The organism is Phycisphaerae bacterium (assembly GCA_035275405.1).
GTDB lineage: Bacteria > Planctomycetota > Phycisphaerae > UBA1845 > UTPLA1 > DATEMU01.
Genome location: DATEMU010000013.1, coordinates 178,286 through 199,668 on the forward strand (window position 1 = coordinate 178,286; position 21,383 = coordinate 199,668).

Annotated in this window: 9 protein-coding genes; 8 read left to right on the forward strand and 1 reads right to left on the reverse strand. The window is 63.4% G+C overall.

What is annotated here, in order from left to right; genetic code table 11:
• Positions 1-246 precede the first annotated feature (246 nt).
• Together VJZ71_16230 and VJZ71_16235 are read left to right on the forward strand one after the other, a co-directional pair.
• Entirely contained in the window at positions 247-1,005 is a 759-nt protein-coding gene (locus tag VJZ71_16230) for a hypothetical protein (GenBank protein HKQ49621.1), read from the forward strand.
• A gap of 92 nt (positions 1,006-1,097) precedes the next feature.
• Complete coding sequence (locus VJZ71_16235; protein ID HKQ49622.1) at positions 1,098-1,490, forward strand: acyl-CoA thioesterase; 393 nt, start codon at positions 1,098-1,100, stop codon at positions 1,488-1,490.
• A 24-nt stretch (positions 1,491-1,514) separates the two neighbouring features.
• On the opposite strand, the gene VJZ71_16240 is transcribed toward VJZ71_16235, so the two are convergent.
• The gene (locus VJZ71_16240; GenBank protein ID HKQ49623.1) at positions 1,515-3,644 is read right to left on the reverse strand and encodes a SurA N-terminal domain-containing protein; all 2,130 of its coding nucleotides are present in this window, start codon (positions 3,642-3,644) and stop codon (positions 1,515-1,517) included.
• Positions 3,645-3,864: 220 nt separating this feature from the next.
• On the opposite strand from VJZ71_16240, the gene VJZ71_16245 reads away from it, so the two are divergent.
• From VJZ71_16245 to ispF, 6 genes are all read left to right on the forward strand, one after another.
• The gene (locus VJZ71_16245; GenBank protein ID HKQ49624.1) at positions 3,865-5,748 is read left to right on the forward strand and encodes a PfaD family polyunsaturated fatty acid/polyketide biosynthesis protein; all 1,884 of its coding nucleotides are present in this window, start codon (positions 3,865-3,867) and stop codon (positions 5,746-5,748) included.
• A 93-nt stretch (positions 5,749-5,841) separates the two neighbouring features.
• Entirely contained in the window at positions 5,842-12,300 is a 6,459-nt protein-coding gene (locus VJZ71_16250; protein ID HKQ49625.1) for an SDR family oxidoreductase, read from the forward strand.
• Positions 12,301-12,309: 9 nt separating this feature from the next.
• Positions 12,310-19,065 (forward strand): beta-ketoacyl synthase N-terminal-like domain-containing protein, encoded by a 6,756-nt coding sequence (locus VJZ71_16255; protein HKQ49626.1) that lies wholly within the window; start codon positions 12,310-12,312, stop codon positions 19,063-19,065.
• A gap of 441 nt (positions 19,066-19,506) precedes the next feature.
• Positions 19,507-20,391 (forward strand): diaminopimelate epimerase, encoded by an 885-nt coding sequence (gene dapF / locus VJZ71_16260; protein HKQ49627.1) that lies wholly within the window; start codon positions 19,507-19,509, stop codon positions 20,389-20,391.
• 3 nt (positions 20,392-20,394) lie between these two features.
• On the forward strand, positions 20,395-20,847 hold the full coding sequence (locus tag VJZ71_16265) for a hypothetical protein (GenBank protein HKQ49628.1): 453 nt from the start codon (positions 20,395-20,397) through the stop codon (positions 20,845-20,847).
• Positions 20,848-20,859: 12 nt separating this feature from the next.
• On the forward strand, positions 20,860-21,363 hold the full coding sequence (gene ispF / locus VJZ71_16270) for a 2-C-methyl-D-erythritol 2,4-cyclodiphosphate synthase (protein HKQ49629.1): 504 nt from the start codon (positions 20,860-20,862) through the stop codon (positions 21,361-21,363).
• Positions 21,364-21,383: the final 20 nt, after the last annotated feature.

Below are 21,383 nucleotides of genomic sequence, written 5' to 3' on the forward strand. Positions count from 1 at the left end.
ACGGGTGGCAGCTTTCTTAGCATTCCATATGGAGTTTCAGGAAACGGCCAATCCATCGTGGGCATAGGAAGCGTTTCTTCCGGCGTTCGTACCGCGCGCTGGATTCAGGCAGACGGATTGGACTGCCTTCGACGACTCGATAACTCCTGCGTAGGGGGCGATGCCAATGACATTTCGGAGGACGGATCGACAGTCGTCGGACAGAGTAGCTTTGCAGCTTTCCGTTGGAGGCAGTCAGAAGGACCCTTGTCGCTCGGAGATCTACCGGGCGGACAGGTTTTAAGCATCGCCTATGGTGCATCGGGGGATGGAGAAATCGTCGTTGGCGAGAGCATGAGTGCAAGCTCCTCTCCCTATACCGAAGCGTTTCGGTGGACAGAAGCGTCCGGCATGATTGCACTCGGCGATCTGCCTGGGGGAAGATTCGAAAGCATTGCCAATGCGATTTCAGCCGACGGTAGCACAATAGTCGGTATGAGCAGCAGCGGTAACTCGCATACAAGCGATGGATACTTCGAAGCCTTTCGGTGGACAATCACTACGGGCCTTGTTCCGCTTGGGGATTTTCCCGGCGGATTCTTCGAGAGTCGCGCCTTGGGAACAAGTGCCGATGGCTCGCTCATCGTTGGTTCGAGCATTGGCTCAACCGGCTATCGTGCGTTTATTTGGGATACACAGTACGGCATGCGCGATCTGGCTCAGGTGCTCACACAAGAATACGGGCTCGATCTCTCCGGTTGGATTCTAAGCAGCGCGAGCGCTGTCTCGTCGGATGGAACGACGATTGTAGGCACGGGCTACAATCCAAGCGGTGAAGTCGAAGCTTTTCGAGCTGTCCTTCCCGAGCCATCATCGCTAACTGCAATCGCTGTCTTTCTCTCCTCCTTCGTGAGGAGCCGGCGGAGATTAGCGAGTTCGCTGAGCCTTCGGCCAAATCGGAGGACCAGATCAATTCGGATTCGCAAGTCATACTGGGAATTCCGAGCCGCCTTGCCGAGTTTTTGAAACTCAATCGCGACAGGTTCAAGTCGACACCTCTGTTTCAACCCTTTACGATTAAGTGGTACAACTCATCCCCGTCCTTTCGAGGCCCGCACATGACCTCCTCCAACCCCCCCAAACCCGAACCCGCCATCCGCGTCATGATGATGCCCCGCGACACCAACGCCCACGGCACCATCTTCGGCGGCGTCATCCTCTCCCACCTTGACCAGGCCGGCGCCATCGAGGCCCGCAAGCTCGGCTGCGGTCGCGTCGTCACCGTCGCCATGGACCGCGTCGAGTTTAAGCAACCCGTCTTCGTCGGCGACGTCCTCAGCTTTTACACCGAACTCGTCTCTGTCGGACGGACCTCCATCCACGTCCGCGTCGCGGTGGAGGCCGATCGTTGGGATTCCCCGTCCCAGCGCGTGCCGGTCACCTCCGCCGAAATCGTCTATGTCTGCGTGGACGATCAGCGCAAGCCGCAGGAAATCAAACGGCAGCCGTAACGGTTCCCCGGCATTTATGGTGGTTCAGAAGTACGGGGTCGGCGGCGGGCGCGATACGCCTTCGACCGGTGAAATCTCTCCGTCGGGGGCAATCCGCTTAAAGCCGCACCGCTTCTCGATATGCTCCGGCTTGTACCACTCGTTGCGCAGCACCAGATTCCGCTCGCTCATCAGGCCGTAATATGCGGTCTGCCGGTGTTTGGTCTGATATTGCCCCTCGTCCACCGGTTCGGTCGCGATCAGTTCCACCACCAGCCATTTTTTCTGGGCCGGCAGTCCCACCATGCGCACCTTCGGCGTCGGCAAGACCGCCGGTCGGGTGGTTGCAGCGTCCATGCGTTCCGATTTGGGCGTTTCAATGGGCGGCGGGCTCCAGTCGTCGGAGGCCATCTCAAAGCAGGCTTGGACGAATTCCCTGGACACGCCCACACCCGGCACACTCGGCGGGTCGAGTGTCGGCTCGTCGGAAAGTATCTTGTCGCGAAGCCGTGGATCGGTCTGCTTCGTCAACCGGGCAAACGGCGGCGGCGTACTGACGCTGGCGCCGTACTTCTCGCGGAGATCGGTAAATAACCCGAACGCCGGTTCGAGTCCCAGCCGGCGGCCGGCGACAAACAGCTCCCTCGCTATGGGTTCCGCACGCCGGAAGGCCTTCATCAGCCGCACATCGCGCTCGACGTCGGCGCGGACCTCGTCCAGCGAGACCGGCGCGGCGGACTCGCGCGCCTCCACGACCCGAAAGAGTACAAACTTTTGTATCGTGGATTCAAAGGCCCCGCCCGCGAATTGATAGGAAGATACGGACAGCGGCAGATCCGGAACCTGGAACAGTTGTAGACTCGGCGTGGTCTCGGACGCCTCGGAGGGCACAAAGAGCGGCGGAACGTGAAAGGCGTATTCCTCGATCCGCAGACTCTCACCGGCGCCTTTGGCCCCCTCCAGGATGGCGCCACTGATGATCTTCATCTTGGCCAGTTCATCCCTGGTCACCAGGGGCGTCTCGCCGTACTCCAAAGGGATCTTGAATTCCGCCGAAAAACGTTCGTAGGCCGCCTTCATGGCCGCCGGGTCTTTCGCCGACTCGGGAATTGGCTTGAAACCCGTCTTCGGGTCGGTCTTTTCATCCAGCCACGGCCGCTGAAGGTAGGTCTGAATCTTGCGAAGCGCCTGGTCGGCGGCCTGCTGCGCGGCCTTTTGGCGAAGCTCGCGCTCGACGTCCGACTGCGCCTCGCTAAAGTTTTTCTCCACCGTCTGGGGCACCGGCTGGGGCTTCGCCGGTTGGGACGTCGGCCCGGTCGTCGGAGCGCTGGTCGCGGGCGCGCTGGTCGGCGGATCGACGTAGATGACCTTTTTGTACTTGGCCTTGTTGGCCTTCCATGTGCTGCGAATAGCCTCCTGCGAAATTTCCACACCCGGGGCGATCAACGGGATCTGCGCGACGATGTACTGCAGCTTGACGCGCGGAGGGTAGCGATAGCCGTACCCGTCCTCGCTCTTGGCGGGATCGAGGTCCTTGTACTTCTCGAATTGCGCCGCGACTTCCTCCGCCGTTACGGGCTCCTTCTCATCGATAAACTTCTCGGCGTCCAGCGCAACGAACCGCACCTTGGTCTTCTCTTCGGTTTCCTTTACGTAGTGGCGAATCTGGGCCTCGGAGGGTACGGCCGCGCTCATCACACGCCGGCCGTTCTTCTCGATGGAAAGCTGCCGCCGAAGCGCGCGGCGAAGCTCGGCCGGGATGATCCGAAAGCGCGTTCGAAGCTGCTCCATGAAATCGGGCGGAAAGTTCTGAAACTGCTCGTCAATCTCCTGATCCGAAACCTCAATTCCCGCCCGCTCGGCCTCTTTCGCCAGGAGATACCAGTGGATGAAGCTCAGGTCCTTGCGGCCGAACTGCCATATCGTCCCGTACTGTCGTCGATATTCCTCTGGGGTTCCAAAACCGAACACCGTCTCCATCGCGCTAACGTCCCGTTGGGCCTCGCCGATCTCCCCCTGGGTGAATTCCGTGCCAAAGGCCTCGCCGAACGCCGCCTTCGCTGGATCCGGCTGGAGGAAAGTCACCAGCGCCGAACCGCCGACAAACGAAAACATGGCGAGGAGAACAACCACGACCATGATCTGCTTGGTATGGGCACGAAACCACTTCATCATGTGGTGCAACTCCTTGTCGTTGCGGTGGATAACCGGGTGAAAACGAATCGGGAAGCATACCGCGCCCGCCTCAATCTGCAAGGGCCGGGCTCTTTGTATTCTCCCTGCAGCCGTCGTCATTTCCTTCGCCCGCGATGTCGGTTACGCTGACGTGGCTTTTGTCCGCTTTCACGGCCAAAAACCGCCTCGAACCCGCTCGTACGGCGGCTGCGGAGATCTCATGGCAGAACCGACCGAAACGAGGACGGCCAAATTGGGGAATCTTGCCAAGTCCGCGCTCGATACCGGCGCCTCCGCCATCAACGCCGCGACGTCCGGGGCCAAGACCGGCGCAAAGCTGGCCGTGGGCAGTTTCTTCGCCGGCTGCAATCTGCTGCTCGATCTGGGCGTTAAGGCGGCCCGTCACCTGCCGCTCGAAGGAACCGCCGGTGAGTTGACCGACTCCGCGGCCGATGAACATCGTCGATTCACTGGCCCGCCACCCATGGGTTGGTGGATTCCGGACGGAACACCGCCGGACGAATCCGCCGGATCGCTGGTCGCAGCGCTGGGTCAAGTGAGCCGACCCATCCACGTCGTCGCGGCGCGCGGCAGGATGGCGGTCGGACTTGGCGGTCGAAGCCTCCTGGGCGACGGGACGATCAACATCGAGCCGAGTTATCCGCTCCACGCCTTCGCCCCGGTCCTTTCGCCGCAGCAGCTAGGCGATCCTGCCTTTCGCTCGGCCCACCGCCTCAAGTACGCCTATGTCGCCGGGGCCATGGCCAACGGCATCGGCTCCGAGGAAATCGTCGAGGCCATGGGCCGCGCGGGGATGCTGGCGTTCTTCGGCGCGGCCGGCCTGTCGCTCGATCGCGTGGAAAAGGCGATTGATCGGATACAAAAGAACCTGGGCGACGCGCCATACGGCTTCAATTTGATCCACAGCCCCAACGAGCCGGGGCTGGAAACCGGCGTGGTGGACCTTTACCTGCGCCGCGGTATTCGGCTCGTCGACGCCTCGGCCTATCTCGACCTGACGTTGCCGCTCGTTCGCTATCGCGTCAAGGGAATTCGCCGCGATCCGGACGGTCGCGTCGCCTGTCCACAAACCGTCGTCGCCAAGGTCTCGCGCGCCGAAGTCGCGCGCAAATTCATGTCGCCTCCCCCCGAGACGTTCCTGAAGGCGCTGGTCGACGCCCGCGAGATCACGCCAGATCAAGCCCGCTGGGCCGAATCGATCCCTATGGCCACGGACATCACGGTCGAAGCCGACTCCGGCGGTCACACGGACAATCGCCCGGCGATTTCCCTGATTCCCAGCATGATCGCTCTGCGCGATGAATTGCAGGCCAAATACGAATATGCCGAACCGCTGCGCGTCGGCGCCGCGGGAGGTATTTCAACCCCCGCATCCGCCGCCGCCGCCTTTGCGATGGGGGCGGCCTACATCCTGACCGGCTCGGTCAACCAGGCGTGCGTCGAGGCGGGCACATCGCAGGCGGTTCGCGAGATGCTGGCGCAGGCCGGCCCGGCGGACGTCGCCATGGCCCCCGCCGCGGACATGTTTGAGATGGGCGTCAAGGTGCAGGTGCTCAAGTGGGGGACGATGTTCGCCGTACGCGCCCGCAAGCTGTACGACCTCTATCGCGCACACGGCGCACTGGAAGAAATACCGCCGCGCGACCGCGCAGTATTGGAAAAGGACTATTTCCGCTGCACGCTGGAGGAGGCGTGGAGCCAGACGCGGAGCTTCTTCGAAGTCCGCGATCCCGCGCAGATCGCCCGCGCGGAAAAAGACGCGAAGCATAAGATGGCCCTGGTCTTTCGCTCGTACCTGGGCCGCTCGTCGGACTGGGCCAATAAGGGCGAGCCGTCGCGCAAGGCGGATTATCAAATCTGGTGCGGTCCGGCCATGGGCGCGTTCAACGAATGGGTCCGCGGCAGCTTTTTGGAAAAGCCGGATAATCGAACCGTTGTGACAGTGGCCATGAACCTGATGCTCGGCGCGGCGGTCCTCACCCGCGCCAATTGGCTGAAAACCCAGGGATTGCAACTCCCCGCCGCAGCGCAGCACTATCGCCCCCTGGAAATGGACGCCATCTCGACACTTCTCCAAGCCTGACCGTATAATCGCCCCCGGATGAATCAACCGAGCGAGTAGCGGCGGCTCGTTTCACGACCCGCCCCCTCCACTTTTAGAAAGCAAAGGCCTCCGTTGAGCACTCGAGGACAAGGCGCGGGTCCCGGGCAATGCCCCATCGCCATCATCGGCATGGGCTGCCTGATGCCCAACGCGCGAAACCTGACCGAATTCTGGCGCTCGCTGCGGCGCGGCGAGGACGGCATCCGCGAGGTTCCGCCCACGCACTGGACGCCGGAGGACTATTTCGACGCGGACCCCAAGCGGCCGGACCATACGTACTGTACGCGCGGCGGCTTCCTGCCCACTGTTCCCTTCGATCCAACCGAGTTCGGAATCCCGCCCACGATCCTGGAGGCGACCGATACCTCGCAGCTCTTGTCGCTCGTCGTCGCCAAGGCGGCGTTGGACGATGCCGGATACGGCGACGAACGCGATTTCAATCGTGAGCGCGTCGGCGTCATCCTCGGGATTACCGGCACACAAGAATTGGTCATCCCTCTTGCGGCGCGATTGGGCCACCCCTTGTGGCGGCGAGCGCTGGCCGAAGCCGGCGTCGCGCCGGACATCGCCGAAGACATCATCGCCCGCATCGCGGACGGCTACGTCTCCTGGCAGGAAAACTCCTTCCCCGGCCTGCTCGGCAACGTCGTCGCCGGTCGCATCGCCAATCGCCTGAATCTCCGCGGGACAAACTGCGTCGTCGATGCCGCGTGCGCCAGCTCCCTGGGCGCTGTTCATCTCGCCACGATGGAACTGGCCACCGGCCGCTGCGACATGGCCCTCACCGGCGGGGCGGACACGCTCAACGATATCTTCATGCACATGTGCTTTTCCAAGACGCCCGCGCTTTCGCCGACCGGCGACGCCCGGCCCTTCGACGAATCCGCCGACGGCACGGTGCTCGGCGAAGGCATCGGCATGTTGGTGCTCAAACGCCTCGACGACGCCCGGCGCGATGGCGATCGTATCTACGCCGTCATCCGCGCCATCGGAACCTCCAGCGACGGACGCTCACAGAGCATCTACGCCCCGCATTCGGCCGGTCAGGCCCGCTGCTTGCGCAACGCGTACGATGCGGCGGGCATCGATCCCGACAGCGTTGATCTGATTGAAGCGCACGGCACCGGCACCAAAGTCGGTGACGCGTCGGAGTTCGAGGCCCTCAAGACCGTCTTTCGAGAATCGCGCCGCGAGGGCCAATGGTGCGCCCTCGGCTCCGTCAAATCGCAGATCGGCCACACGAAAGCCGCCGCCGGCGCAGCTGGTCTCATCAAGGCCGCCCTCGCCCTCTATCACCGCTCGCTTCCGCCGACGATCAAGATCAAGCGGCCCAATCCCAACCTCGGCATTGAGCAAAGCCCGTTCTATCTCAATACGCAGTCACGTCCGTGGGTGACTCAGGAAAACCGCCCCCGCCGCGCCGGCGTCAGCTCCTTCGGTTTCGGAGGAAGTAACTTCCACGCCGTCCTCGAAGAACAACCCGCCGCCGTCGCCGAACCCGCGTGGGACGGCAGCGTGCAGATCATCGCCCTCTCCGCCGAATCGATCGAAGGCCTCCGCGAATCACTGGTGAAATGGCGCGAACTCGCCGCCACCGACGAATTTGATGCCTTGCAACTCGCCTATCATGCCGCGTCTTCTCGGCAATCGTTCCGCGCCGCACATGCCCACCGCCTGGTTATCGTCGTTGAATCTGACGACGACCTTGCCGCGAAACTGGCCCTTGCCCCTGAGAAACTCACAACGGCTGCAAAAAATCGGGACCCGGCCGCGGCCCGCAGTGGCATCTACTACGCAACCGGCACCCCCGGCCAACTCGCTTACCTCTTCCCGGGCCAAGGCAGCCAATACGTCGGCATGCTCCGCGAACTCGCCTGCACTTTCTCCGAGTTGAACGCCGCGATGACGGACGCGGCACGCGATGCGAATTCCGATGAACCCGCCCTCGCCGATCTCCTCTATCCAACAGCGGTCTTCACCGATGACGCCAAGACCCAACAATCCGCCTTGCTGTCGCGCACCGAAAATGCCCAGCGTGCCCTCGGCGCCATCGACCTCGGCATGGCCCGCATCCTTGAGCGATTCGGCCTCCGCCCGGACCTCGCCGCCGGTCACAGCTACGGCGAACTCGTCGCCCTGTGCGTCGCGGGCTGCTACGACGCCGGCGCGCTCCATCGACTCAGTCGGCTTCGTGGACGACTCATGGCGGCAGGCGATGGCGATCGCGGCGCCATGTTGGCCGTACAAGGGCCGTTGGAAAAAATCGAAAGGCTTATCGAGGAGGAAAAACTCGACGTCGTTCTCGCCAACCGCAACAGCCCGGCGCAGGGCGTGCTCTCCGGCCCGCGTGAGCAAATCGCCAAGGCCGCCGCGGTGTGCAAGGAACGCGGCCTCGCCGGCAAGGTGCTCAACGTCTCCGGCGCTTTCCACACCTCATCGATGCAATCCGCCGTCACGCCCCTCCGCAACGCCCTCGAAGCCGTCGCGTTCAAGGATGGCCGCTGTCCCGTGTACGCCAACACCACCGGCGAGCCGTATCTGACACAAGCCTCCGCAACGAAAGACCTCTTAGCGCATCAATTGGTCCGCCCCGTCGATTTCGTGAAACAAATCGAGGGACTGTATCATGCCGGTGCACGGACTTTCGTGGAGGTCGGCCCGAAATCGGTGCTCACGAGTCTTGCGGGCGCGATCCTGGGCGAGCGGCCGCATGTCGCCATTGCGATGGACGCCGCGGCCGGTCGGGAATCCGACGTGCTGGGCTTGGCGCGAGTGCTGAGCCACCTGGCCGCGATGGGCTACGCCGTCGAATTGACGCGCTGGGAACGCCCTGCCGCCGAACCGCGCAAGCCGAAGATGGTCGTGCCACTGGTCGGCGCGAACTATCGCGCACCGGCATCAAAGAGGATTGCGGCCAAAATGCGAGTAAGCGGACACCTGGAACGAATTGCTCTCAAGACGACAGCCGACGAAAAGCTGCCCCAAATCCCCCGCGGCGTGCCCGCCATGAAGGAGATTGATCGAAAGCTGGTTTCGACCCAGGTCCCGACCATCGCCCGCGATCTCCCGGACACGGGGACTCCGATCTCGCCACGCACTGTGCCGCCTGCTCCAAAGGAAAACAACGCACACGCTGCGCCGCCGACACCCGCGACGATTCCCGCCGCGCCGAATCAAAACCCGATGCTGGCAGACGCCCTGCGGCTGGTCCAGGACGGCTTGCGATCGATGCAGGCCCTGCAACAGCAGACCGCCGCCGCGCACGAACGATTTCTCCAAAGCCAGGAGCAGGCCCACCGCGCCATCCAATCCATGCTCGAAGGCCAACAACGCCTTGTCGCGCAATCGATGGGCTGGGCTATCCCGACGCCAACAGCGACTATTACGGAACCGCCTCCTCAATCCGCAATTCCACTTATGCCGACGAAGCTCGATCTACCCCCGGCACCCATTGCACCCGCAGTAGCAAAGATTGTCCCCGCCGATCATTCCGCATTCCACATTCCGCATTCCGCATTCTCTTCCATCGACTCCCTCGTCCTCGACGTCGTCTGCGAAAAGACCGGCTATCCCCGCGAAATGATCAATCTCGACATGGATATCGAGGCCGATCTGGGCATCGACTCCATCAAGCGCGTCGAGATCATCGCCGCCATTGAGGAAAAAATGCCGGGCCTGCCAAGCGTGAAACCCGATCAGATGGGCGGTCTCCGTACACTCCGCCAGATCGTCGATTTCATGTCCCCGTCCGGTGAAGTGGCGAGCGCCGACGCGGCCTTCGTCCTTGCACCCGTTCCTCAACCCGCATCAACTCCAGTCGCCGCCGGTCGAATCGACTTCGCGGGCACGCTTCTCGAAGTCGTCGCCCAACTGACGGGCTACCCCCGTGAAATGCTCAACCTCGACATGGACCTCGAGGCCGACCTCGGCATCGACTCCATCAAGCGCGTCGAAATCCTCGCCGGCGTCGAGGCCAAAATCCCCAACCTTCCGCCGGTCAAACCCGAGAACATGGGCGCCCTGCGGACGCTGAGTCAGATTGTCGAATACTACGCGTCGTCGTCGCCAACTCCCGCACATGCCGTGGTCGCCACGGCGCCGGCATCGCCGGCGACAAGATCGATTGCAACGAAAAAACCGGTACAACGATCCGTTCTCGAAATCATCGAACTTTCCCCTGGAGAGGACGTTAGGCTTACGCTGGCCCCCGGCCGCGAGATTTGGATCACCGACGACGGCTCGCCGCTCGCGCAGAGCATCCAAACGGCTATTCAAAATCGCGGAATTAGGGCCTTGCTGCTGCCTGCCGACGACATAGTCCACCGCGCCGGCGACGAGCGCGTTGGCGGACTGATTCTTCTTGCCCCTCCGTGTCCCACCAAAGACGGCCGATGGACGCGGGAATCCGAAATAGCCCTGCGTCGCGCCTTCCTCGCCGCGAAGTCCGCCGCTGACGGATTGCGATCCGCCGCGAAGGACGGTGGTGCGATCTTCGCCACGATCAGCCGCATGGACGGCGCCTTCGGCCTCATCGGCGGCGATTTCGATCCGACGCAGGGCGGCCTCGCCGGTCTGGCGAAGACCGCCGCCCATGAGTGGCCGGACGTCGCCTGTCGCGCGATTGACATCGCCCTTGACTGGGACGTGGACGCCGCCGCCGCCGCGATCATTCAAGAGTTGGTATCTGACGGCCCGATCGAAGTCGGCCTCGCGCCGGGCCACCGACGCGGTCTCGAACTCGTTCCGGCGACGATCACCACGGAACAAGTCACTACCAATCCCGGCGATGTATTCATCATCACCGGCGGGGCGCGCGGCGTCACCGCCGAAACGGCCGTGGAGCTGGCCCGAACATGCCGACCCACGCTCGTCATCCTCGGTCGCTCGCCCCAGCCCACCGACGAACCGGCCTGGTTGAAACCGCTTGCCAACGAAACGGAGATCAAACAAGCGATCCTTCGCCACGAATTCGCCGGACGACCGAATCCCACCCCCGCCGAGCTGAAATCCGTCTTCAATCGGTACATCGCCGCCCGCGAAATCCGCACCAATCTCGCGCGGATTGCCGAGACCGGCGCGGACGTCCAATACGAATGCGTCGATGTCCGCGACAACGACGCGGTTAAGACGACCATCGATCGCATTCGCCGGCAACGCGGCTCCATCCGAGGCCTGATCCACGCCGCCGGCGTCCTGGAAGACCGGCTCATCGCGGACAAGACCGCCGAACAGTTCGACCGCGTGTTTGACACGAAGGTAGCCGGGCTCCGCAACCTTCTCGATAGCCTCGATCAAACCGAGCTACGGCATGTCATCCTCTTCTCCTCTGTCAGCGCACGCTTCGGCAACGCCGGTCAGGCCGACTACGCGATGGCCAACGAAGTGCTGAACAAAGCCGCGCGACAACTCGCCCGCCGCCTTCCGAATTGCCGCGTGACGTCAATCAACTGGGGCCCCTGGGACGGCGGCATGGTCAACACGTCGTTGAAGCGCGAATTCGCCAAACGCGGCGTGGAGCTGATTCCGCTCGACGCCGGCGCGCGTTGCCTGATCAACGAACTCGCCTGCACCGGTCGGCCCGTCGAAGTTATCGTCGGCGGTGGACTGACCCCAACCAACGTAACGACATCGCTCCGCCAAAGTGCAGTCGCGCCGCCGGCCGAGGCCGAAATCCACGTCGCCTTCGAGCGCCGCCTCGACCTGACGCGCCATGAGTTTCTGCGTTCCCACGTGATCGGCGGAAACCCTGTCCTCCCCGCCGCAATGATGATGGAATGGCTCGCCCATGCCGCCTTGCACGCCAACCCCGGACTGCTGCTCCACGGCATCGACGACTTTCACGTGCTCAAAGGCGTCATCCTGCACGACCAATCGGTCACACTTCGCTTCTTCGCCTCGAGGGCCCGGCGAAGCGGCGACTTATTCGAGATAGACGTGGCAATGCGAAGCGTTGATGCACAGCGTGAAGTCCCTCACGCCAAGGCGACGGTCGTTCTGGCGACGCGGTTGCCCGCTGCGCCGTTGGCAACCATCGATCCGACACTCGCCGAGCGGGCCTATGGCCGTACCAAGGACGAAATCTACGCCGACGTGCTTTTCCATGGTGAGCGCCTCGAAGGCATCGCCGCCATCCGCGGCTGCGGTCCGCGCGGCCTGATCGCCGACCTGGTGACCGCGCTGGCGCCGCGCGAATGGATGGCCGATCCGTTGCGCAGCGTCTGGCTGACCGACCCGCTTGCGCTTGACGCCGCGTTTCAGGCCGCGATTGTGTGGTGTCGCGAGGAGATGGGCGCGCCGTCGCTGCCCAGCCGTTGCAGTCGCTATCGCCAATACCGCGGCGCGTTTCCCGCCGATGGCGTCACCCTCGCACTGGAAATCCGCCGCGCGTCGGCGCACAGCGTCGCCGCCGACCTCGGTTTCTTCGACGCCGCCGGTCGCCTCGTCGCGAAGATCGACGGCTACGAATGCACTGTCGATCTCTCGCTCATCCCCGCTTTCCAGCGCCGCTCGTTCGCCGGCGCCGTGTCGTAGGACCGCCGAATGCACCATCAACCGGCCATTGCCGTCGTCGGCATGGGAGGAATCTTCCCCGGCGCTACTGATTTGGCCGCGTTCTGGCGGAACATCGTCGCCGGTCTCGACACAACACGCGACGTTCCTCCAAACCGATGGATTTTGCACCCTTCCCGGGCACTGGCCGACGGCCCCAAACCCGACCGCGTGTATTCGCTTCGCGGATGCTTTGTTGACAACTTCGAGTGCGATCCAGCCGGACTGGCGATCGATCCGGGCCTGCTCCAATTGCTCGATCCCCTTTATCACCTCGTCCTCCATGCCGGCCGCGCCGCATTCAACGACGCCATAACGAGTTCCCTCGATCGCCGACGCGTAGGAGTCATCCTCGCCGCCATCGCCCTGCCGACGGACGACTCCTCAGCCATCACCCGCGAGATCCTCGGGCAGGCGTTCGAGGATCGACTGTTCGCCCAACAGGGCGACCACCGCGAGGCACCGACTCAACTCCGCACCCATCCGCTCAACAGCCGCGTCACTGGCCTGCCCGCGGCCTTGCTTGCACAGGCCCTCCAACTCGGCGGCGGAAGCTACACGCTCGACGCCGCCTGCGCGTCATCGCTCTATGCCCTCAAGCTCGCCTGCGATGAACTCCGCGAAGGCCGCGCCGACGCCATGCTCGCCGGCGGCGTCTCGCGACCCGAATGTCTCTACACGCAGATGGGCTTCTCGCAGCTCCTCGCCCTGTCCAAGTCCGGCCGCTGCGCCCCCTTCGACGACTCCTGCGACGGTCTCATCGTCGGCGAGGGTGCTGGCATCGTTGTGCTCAAGCGGCTCGACGACGCGATGCGCGACGGTGACCGCATCTACGGCGTCATCCGTGGCATCGGCCTCTCCAACGACATCGGCGGCAGCCTCCTCGCCCCCGACTCCGAGGGGCAGCTCCGCGCCATGCGCGCCGCCTACGAACAAGCCGGCTGGTCTCCCGATGTCGTCGATCTCATCGAGTGCCACGGCACCGGCACCCCCACCGGTGACGCCGTCGAGATCGCTAGCCTGCGAACGCTCTGGCAAGGCCTCGAAGACCCGCCCGCCCGCTGCCCGATCGGCTCAGTCAAATCCATGATCGGTCACCTCCTGACGGGTGCGGGAGCCGCCGGGTTCATCAAAGTCCTCCTGGCCATGCGCGAAGGCACACTACCGCCTTCCGCCAACTATAGTGACAGCGGCCGCGTGATCCCGCTCGCGGACAGCCCTTTCCGGGTGCAGACGCAATCGGAGTCCTGGCCGCACCACCGTGACCGCCCGCGTCGCGCCGCCATCAGCGCCTTCGGCTTCGGCGGCATCAACGCCCACGTGCTCGTCGAAGAATGCATCGACCACATGGCCCATCAGAACCGCTCCCGCAAGGGAGCGCCGCGCGATTCGTCGAAGGCCAGCAGTCCTAATAACGCGAGCCAGCCGATCGCCATCGTCGGCGTGGCCGCACACTTCGGCGCCGCCAACTCCCTCCGACACTTCGAACAAAAAATACTCAACAACCGCGCGGGGTTCCATGCGCGCCCCACCGACCGCTGGGAAGGCGGCGACAACCTCGCGCGGCAGTGGATCGGTGGGGATGGCGCGCGCGGCGCCTACCTGGAACGCCTGGCGATCCCCATCGGAAAATACCGCCTGCCCCCGACGGAAATCCCCGAAGTCCTGCCCCAGCAACTCCTGCTGCTCGATGTCTGCGCCGCCGCGCTCGAAAACGCGCGACTCCCCCTCCGCGAGAAGCGCCCGCGCGTCAGCGCAATCATCGGCATGGCCCTCGATTTCGGGACCACGAACTTTCACCTCCGCTGGTGGATCGAAGGCCAGGCCCGCCAATGGGCGGAGCGGTTGGGACTCGATCTCGATGACGACGAATTTGAGCAATGGATCACGGCACTCAAGGATGCGGCCGGTCCGGCCCTGAACGCCGCGCGGACCCTCGGCGCGCTCGGCGGCATGATCGCCAGCCGCATCGCCCGCGAATTCCAACTCGGCGGACCCAGCTACGCGGTCTCCTGCGACGAGGCCTCCGGTCTCAAGGCGGTCGAGATCGCGGCCCGCGCGCTGGCCCGCGGCGAGATCGATGCAGCCGTCGTCGGGGCCGTCGATCTGGCCGGCGATGTTCGGAACGTCGTCACATCGGCGATGCTCCGCGACCGAACTGATCGCGGAGACGCGGATTTCATCGGCGAAGGCGCCGGCGCCGCCGTGTTGAAGCGCCTCGATGACGCCCAGGCGGCGGGCGATCGCATCTACGCGGTCCTAAACCCCACAGAGGATACAGCCCGCGCTGAGGCCACCAGGATCTCGGCGCGGGAATTCGTCGGTCGCACCGGCGCGGCCGACGGAATGGCCTCGCTCGTTATGGCTGCCCTGTGCCTCCACCACGAAATATTGCTCCCATGCGACGACTCCGATTTACCAACCTATTGGTGGCACGATCGCGCCGACGGCCCCCGCCGCGCCGCCGTGGAAGCCAAGTCCATCGACGGTGCCGACGTTTGCATCGTTCTTGAGGGATTCGAGCAATCCTCGATCCCAGCGAAGCCGATTCCAATGCCCCGTCTCTACCGCGACGCGCTCTTCGCCATCGAAGCTGACAATGTAATAGGACTCCTAGCCGGTCTGGGCGACCTCGCTTCCCATCGCAGTGAAGACCTCTCCAATCTCGCCCGACAATGGCACGATCAGCATCGCCCGGCGCGCGATCGCCGCCTCGCCGTCTCCATCGTCGCGTCCTCGCACGAAGAACTGACCGACGCCCTTTCCACCGCGCGATCGGCCCTATCGAACGATCCCGACCAACCGCTCGACGGCCGCAAGGGTGCGTTCTACAACCCGACGCCGCTCGGCCCGACCGGCCAACTCGCCTTCGTCTTCCCCGGCTCCGGCAACCACTTCCCTGACATGGGCAAGGGCATCGCCCTTCGTTGGCCCGACATCCCCCGTGCCCTTGACCATGTTACGCAGCGGCTGCGTAGCCACTTAATCCTCGGCGCATCGCCCGACGACCCGTCTGCCGATGACAGTGTCCATCGCAACATCTTCCGCCAAGTCTCTTATTGCGTTTTGATGAGCGATCTCCTCCGCCGCTTCGGACTCCAGCCCGACGCCGTGATCGGCTACAGCCTCGGCGAATCCGCCAGTCTCTTCGCCCTCCGGGCCTGGCCCGACCGCGACGAGATGTTCCAACGCATGACCCGCAGCCCGCTCTTCAAATCCGATCTCGCCGGCCAGTGCCGCGCCATCCGCGCTGCCTGGAACATCCCCGACGATTGTCCGGTCGATTGGACCGTCGCCGTCGTTGGCCGACCGGTCGAACAGGTCCGCGAGGCGCTCCGAGGAGTAGAACACGCGCGGCTGCTGATGGTCAACTCGCCCCGGGAATGCGTCATCGGGGGCCTTCGTCCGGACATGGCCGAAGTCACCCGTCGCCTGAAGTCGCGGGCAGTTCTGCTCGAAGGCATTCCCACGGTCCATTTCGAGGCCGTGCGCGAGGTCGAAGAGGCGTATCGCGACTTGCACCTATTGGAAACCAAGCCGCCCGCCGGCGTCCGTTTCTACAGTGCCGCCGCGGCCCGCGCCTACGACGTCACCCGCGCCAGCGCCGCCGAATCGATCACGGCCCAGGCCCTGCACGGTTTTGACTTCCCCGCATTGATCGAGCAGGCCTACGCCGACGGCGTCCGCCTCTTCGTCGAAGTCGGCCCACAGGCCTCCTGCACGCGGATGATCGGCCGAATCCTCGCCGGCCGCCCACATTTTGCCCGCTCTGCGTCGTCAAGCGGGGACAACGAAGTGCGCGACGTCTTCCAACTCGCCGCCGCGATGATCGCCGAGCGCATCCCGGTCGACATGGACCTCCTGCTGGGGGAAGCCACCTCTGAAGCCGAAGATCTGTCGCCTGAGAAGCCCGCCAAGACCGTTACCGTCGAAATCGGGCGGAAGCTGTCCGTGCCGCCGCTCCCCGTTAAACGATCGCGACCGCCGCAGCGCGGAGCCGCACCGCCTGCCCGTACCGTTGAACCCGTACCTGTAGCGGCAGGCGAATACTCCGATAACACTGTCGTCGCCGAATGGTCGCGCACGGCCGCAGCCTGCGCCTCCGCCCATCGCGCGTATCTGCAATTCTCCGAAGCGGCCGCCGGGGGAATGGCCTCGGCTCTCGCCTTTCAGTCGCAAATCCTCGAATCCATGGTCGGCGCGGGTGACGGAACAATTGCACTGGCCGATCTGATCCCCGATCAGAGCCCCTCGCGCAAGGGAGCGCCGAGTGGGCCTTCGGATGTCGCGCGGCGCTCCTTTACAGTCACGGCTCTGAACAAGCCGGTTCTTTCACGAGACCTCTGCCTCGAATTCGCCCGCGGATCCGTCGCCAAAGTTCTCGGCCCCGAATTCGCCGAAGTGGACCGCCACGCCACCCGCGTCCGCCTGCCCGATGAGCCACTCATGCTCGTCGACCGCATCATGGAGATCGACGGCGTCAAAGGCTCGATGACCAGCGGTCGCGTCGTCACTGAGCACGACGTCCTCGCCGATGCCTGGTACCTCGACGGCGGTCGCGCCCCGATCTGCATCACCGTCGAGGCCGGTCAGGCCGACCTCTTTCTCTCCGCCTACCTCGGCATCGACCGAATTACGAAGGGCCTGCGGACCTATCGCCTCCTCGACGCGACGGTCACCTTCCACCGCGGCCTGCCCCGACCCGGCGAGACGATCCGCTACGACATCCGCATCGAAAAATTCGTCCGCCAGGGCGAGACGTATCTTTTCTTCTTCCAATTCGACGGTACGGTAAACGACGTGCCGGTGCTGACCATGCGAAATGGCTGCGCCGGCTTCTTTACGGCCGATGAAATCCGCAACTCGCGAGGGATCGTGTTAACGCCGGAAGAATTGGCCCCGACAACGGGCACACTCCCCGCCGACTGGCGACCGCTTGTTTCCATGTCGGCCGAATCCTACGACGAGGCGAATTTGACGGCCCTGCGCGGCGGCGACCTCGCCGGTTGCTTCGGCCCGGTCTTCACAAACCTTCCCATTGCCGACCCGCTCAAGCTCCCCGGCGGTCGTATGAAGTTGATTGATCGCGTCACACAGCTCGATCCGACCGGCGGTCGCTACGGTCTGGGCGTCATCCGCGCGGAGGCCGACATCCACTCCGACGACTGGTTCCTGACGTGCCATTTCGTCGACGACATGGTCATGCCCGGCACGCTCATGTACGAATGCTGCGCCCATACCCTGCGGATGTTCCTCCTGCGCATGGGCTGGGTCGGCGAGCACGCCGAAATCTGTTACGAGCCTGTACCCGGCGTGGCCAGTTCCCTTCGCTGCCGTGGCCCCGTGACGCCGAAAACAAAGATTGTCACCTACCAGGTGGAAATCAAGGAGATTGGCTACCGACCGGAGCCCTACGTTCTTGCCGACGCCATGATGTACGCCGACGGCGAGGCCATCGTCCGCATGACAAACATGTCCCTGCAAATGTCCGGCACAAACCGCGAGCGAATTGAACAAATCTGGCGGCTGCGCGAGGGGAGGACCCGTGGCAAGCTTGCCACGGGCTTTACCACGAAAACATCCTCCGCGCCCCTTTTCACCCGCGATCAGATCCTCGCCTTCTGCATCGGCAATCCGTCCGACTGTTTCGGCGAACCCTTTCGCATCTTCGACCGCCATCGAAAATGTGCCCGCCTCCCCGGCCCGCCGTACTGCTTTTTGGATCGCGTGGTGTCTGCGGAACCCGAACCCTTCGCCCTCGAGCCCGGCGGCTGGATCGAGTGCGAATACGACGTGCCGCGCGATGCCTGGTACTTCGCGGCGAACCGCCAAACGTCAATGCCTTTCGCCGTGCTGCTGGAAATCGCCCTGCAACCCTGTGGCTTCCTTGCGGCGTACGCCGGCTCGGCATTGACGAGCGAGACGGACCTCTCCTTCCGCAACCTCGGCGGCACGGCGACGCTGCACGAAGAACTCTTCGCCGACTGCGGCACGCTCCGGGTCCGCGTGCGCATGACCGACGTCTCCAGCGCCGGTGGCATGATCATTGAGCAGTTCGACATGCAGGTCTGGCGCGGCCACCGGCTCGTTTACGACGGAAAGACGTCGTTCGGCTTTTTCTCAAAGGCCTCGCTCGCCCAGCAAGTCGGCATCCGCGACGCCAAAGACCGCATCTACGTCCCACCTCACGCAGAGGCGCAGAGGCGCAGAGATCGATTCAGCCTGCCGAACGATCCGCCATTCACACCCGACGATGCGACAGCTTCGCCTCAAGCCTCAAGCCTCAGGCCTCAGGCCTTTCTGCCCGCCCGCGCCTTCCGCATGATCGACCAGATCGACGTGCTCCTCCCCGACGGCGGCCCGCACGGTCTCGGCTTCATCCAGGGCTCGACCCGCGTCGATCCGGCGGCGTGGTTCTTCAAGGCCCACTTCTACCAGGACCCCGTCTGGCCCGGTTCGCTGGGGCTGGAGTCCTTCCTGCAACTCCTCAAGGTCTTCGCCCTCGACCGTTGGCCGGATTTGGCGGCGACCCACCGCTTCGAACCCATTGCCGCCGGCACGCCCCACACCTGGGCCTACCGCGGCCAGATCATCCCTTCCAACCGCCGCGTGGAGGTTCAGGCCGTCATCACCCGCCACGACGATGGCCCGACGCCGACTGTAATGGCAGACGGGTTTTTGTCCGTCGATGGGATTACCATCTACGAAATGAAGAACTTCGGATCTAGGTTGACCTTTCTGAGATAACGCTCATGGCTGTGCGGAGATTTCATCCAAATCATTTATATGCCTGCTTCACGCATCTGATCTCTTATAATTTGATCGGTTGTTCACTTAGCGATCCCAATCGGAACGAAAAAGTTCGTTACATAATGGCCTATGAGCATGCTCAAAGTGCCCTACACGAGTCTGGATGGACTCTCGACCCCTATAAGGATTACGATCTAGAGATTTTCCGGAGAAGATTCGCCGAGAGAGTAGAACAAGAATATCGTCACCATGATCTCGAGCTGTATGATTTCCTAAAGAAGGCTTCGAGTCCCGGCCCCGATCGCTTCGTCATCGCGTACGATAACGTTACGAAAGCTACCTATCTCCGCCAGGACCTGAGATCCAATGAGAACCTTGCAAATCTCCCTCGAGCTACCATATTAGGAAATTAATATCTTGGCCTCTCATCCAACCAGCCTGAAATTCACCAAAATGCACGGGCTCGGCAACGACTACATCTACGTCGAAGGCTTCACCCAGCCCCTCGACGACCTCGACGCCCCCGCCCTCTGCCGCAGGATGAGCGACCGCCACAAGGGCATCGGCGCCGACGGTCTCATCCTCATCCGCCCGCCCTCGCCCGGCGCCGCCGCCGACGTCCGCATGGAGATGTACAACGCTGACGGCTCGCGCGGCGAGATGTGCGGCAACGGCATCCGCTGCGTCGCCAAATACGTCCTCGAACGCGGCTTGGCGAAACCTCAAGCCTCAGGCCTCAAGCCTCAAGCCTCACTCCGCGTCGAAACCGACCGCGGCGTCCTCGACCTAACCTGCCATCGCAGTCCCGACGGCAAGATCGACCGCGTCCGCGTCAACATGGGCGAGCCGATCCTGAAGCCCACCGACATCCCCGTGACGATGGACGGCCCGCGCTGCGTCCGCCAGCCGCTCTCTGTCGGCGAGGAACAGTACGAAATGACCTGCGTCTCCATGGGCAACCCCCACGCCGTCTTCTATTTGCCGTCCCTTGAGGCGATGGACCTCGCCCGACTCGGCCCGATCATCGAACGCCACCCCGTCTTTCCCAACCGCATCAACGTCCACGTCGCGGAGGCCGTCTCGCGCTGCGAAGTCACGATGCGAACCTGGGAACGCGGCACGGGTCTCACCCAGGCCTGCGGGACCGGGGCCTGCTCCGTCCTCGTCGCCGGGGTCCTCGAGGGCCGGCTCGAACGCTCCGCGCTCATCCACCTGCCCGGTGGGGATCTCGAAATCGAGTGGGACGAAGCGACGAACAGCGTCTTCAAGACGGGCCCGGCAACCGAGGTATTCAATGGTGAATGGCGAATCCAAGAAGTATGAGAAATGAAAAAGCGCCGGCCATTTCTCCGATTCTCGAAATGGTTCGCGTTGTCAATGTTAATCGCCACTATCGGTGCCTGCACGGTGTCTGTCGATACCGCCTATGTCTTGGATACACCTTGTGGTCGGATCCGCCTTATCTATTCGGCACTTGAGTTTTCAAAAGAAGGACCCGAACAATTTGGCTGGTCTACCGAGGATGACCTTTCGTCAAAGGAGAATGGCTTACTTTATTGGGGATTTCACAAATTGCGCAGTCGCGTAATCGTTCCGCTCTCCTTTCCGGGGGCCCTCTTGCTCATCGCAACGCCTCTTTTGTGGTGGATTGACCGAAAGCGTAAGCACAAAGTCGATACTTGCGAGTTTTGCGGATATGACATCTCAGCTCAGACTCTGCCTCGTTGTCCGGAATGTGGAAATTCATTCGACCCAAGCCTGCTTAAGGTCAACAATTAGTGAGAATTCGGATTGTCCGAACTAAGCATCCATCGCATCGGCCTCGGCACTGACCTCCATCGCCTGGAGCCCGGCGGCCCTCTGCGGATCGGAGGTGTCGACATACCCTTCGACAAGCACGCTGCCGGTCACAGCGACGGCGATGTGGTCCTGCACGCCGTCACCGACGCCCTGCTCGGGGCCTTCGGTCTTCCGGACATCGGCGAGCGCTTTCCCGACACTGACTTGGCGTATAAGGGGGCAGACAGCCGCGGGCTGCTCAAACTGGTGCTGGACGACGTCCGCACCCGCGGTCACGCCGTCGCGCAGGTCGATCTCGTCATCCACGCCGAGCGTCCCAAGCTGACCGGCTTCAAGGACGCCATCCGCATGTGCCTCGCCGACATCCTCGACCTGCCGCCCGATCGCGTCGGCATAAAGGCCAAGACCGGCGAGGGGCTGGACGCCGTCGGCCGCGGCGAGGCCATCGCCTGCACCGCCATAGTTGGCCTGACGGCCGGATCGCCAGTAAAGTAGCAACATCACAAGGAGCAGCG

What these genes read in the sequence shown, in the direction of transcription:
- VJZ71_16245 (HKQ49624.1), top strand. Translation starts at nt 3,865, where the DNA reads ATGGCAGAACCGACCGAAACGAGGACGGCCAAATTGGGGAATCTTGCC.
- VJZ71_16255 (HKQ49626.1), top strand. Translation starts at nt 12,310, where the DNA reads ATGCACCATCAACCGGCCATTGCCGTCGTCGGCATGGGAGGAATCTTC.
- VJZ71_16265 (HKQ49628.1), top strand. Translation starts at nt 20,395, where the DNA reads ATGAAAAAGCGCCGGCCATTTCTCCGATTCTCGAAATGGTTCGCGTTG.
- VJZ71_16235 (HKQ49622.1), top strand. Translation starts at nt 1,098, where the DNA reads ATGACCTCCTCCAACCCCCCCAAACCCGAACCCGCCATCCGCGTCATG.
- VJZ71_16240 (HKQ49623.1), bottom strand. Translation starts at nt 3,644, where the DNA reads ATGATGAAGTGGTTTCGTGCCCATACCAAGCAGATCATGGTCGTGGTT.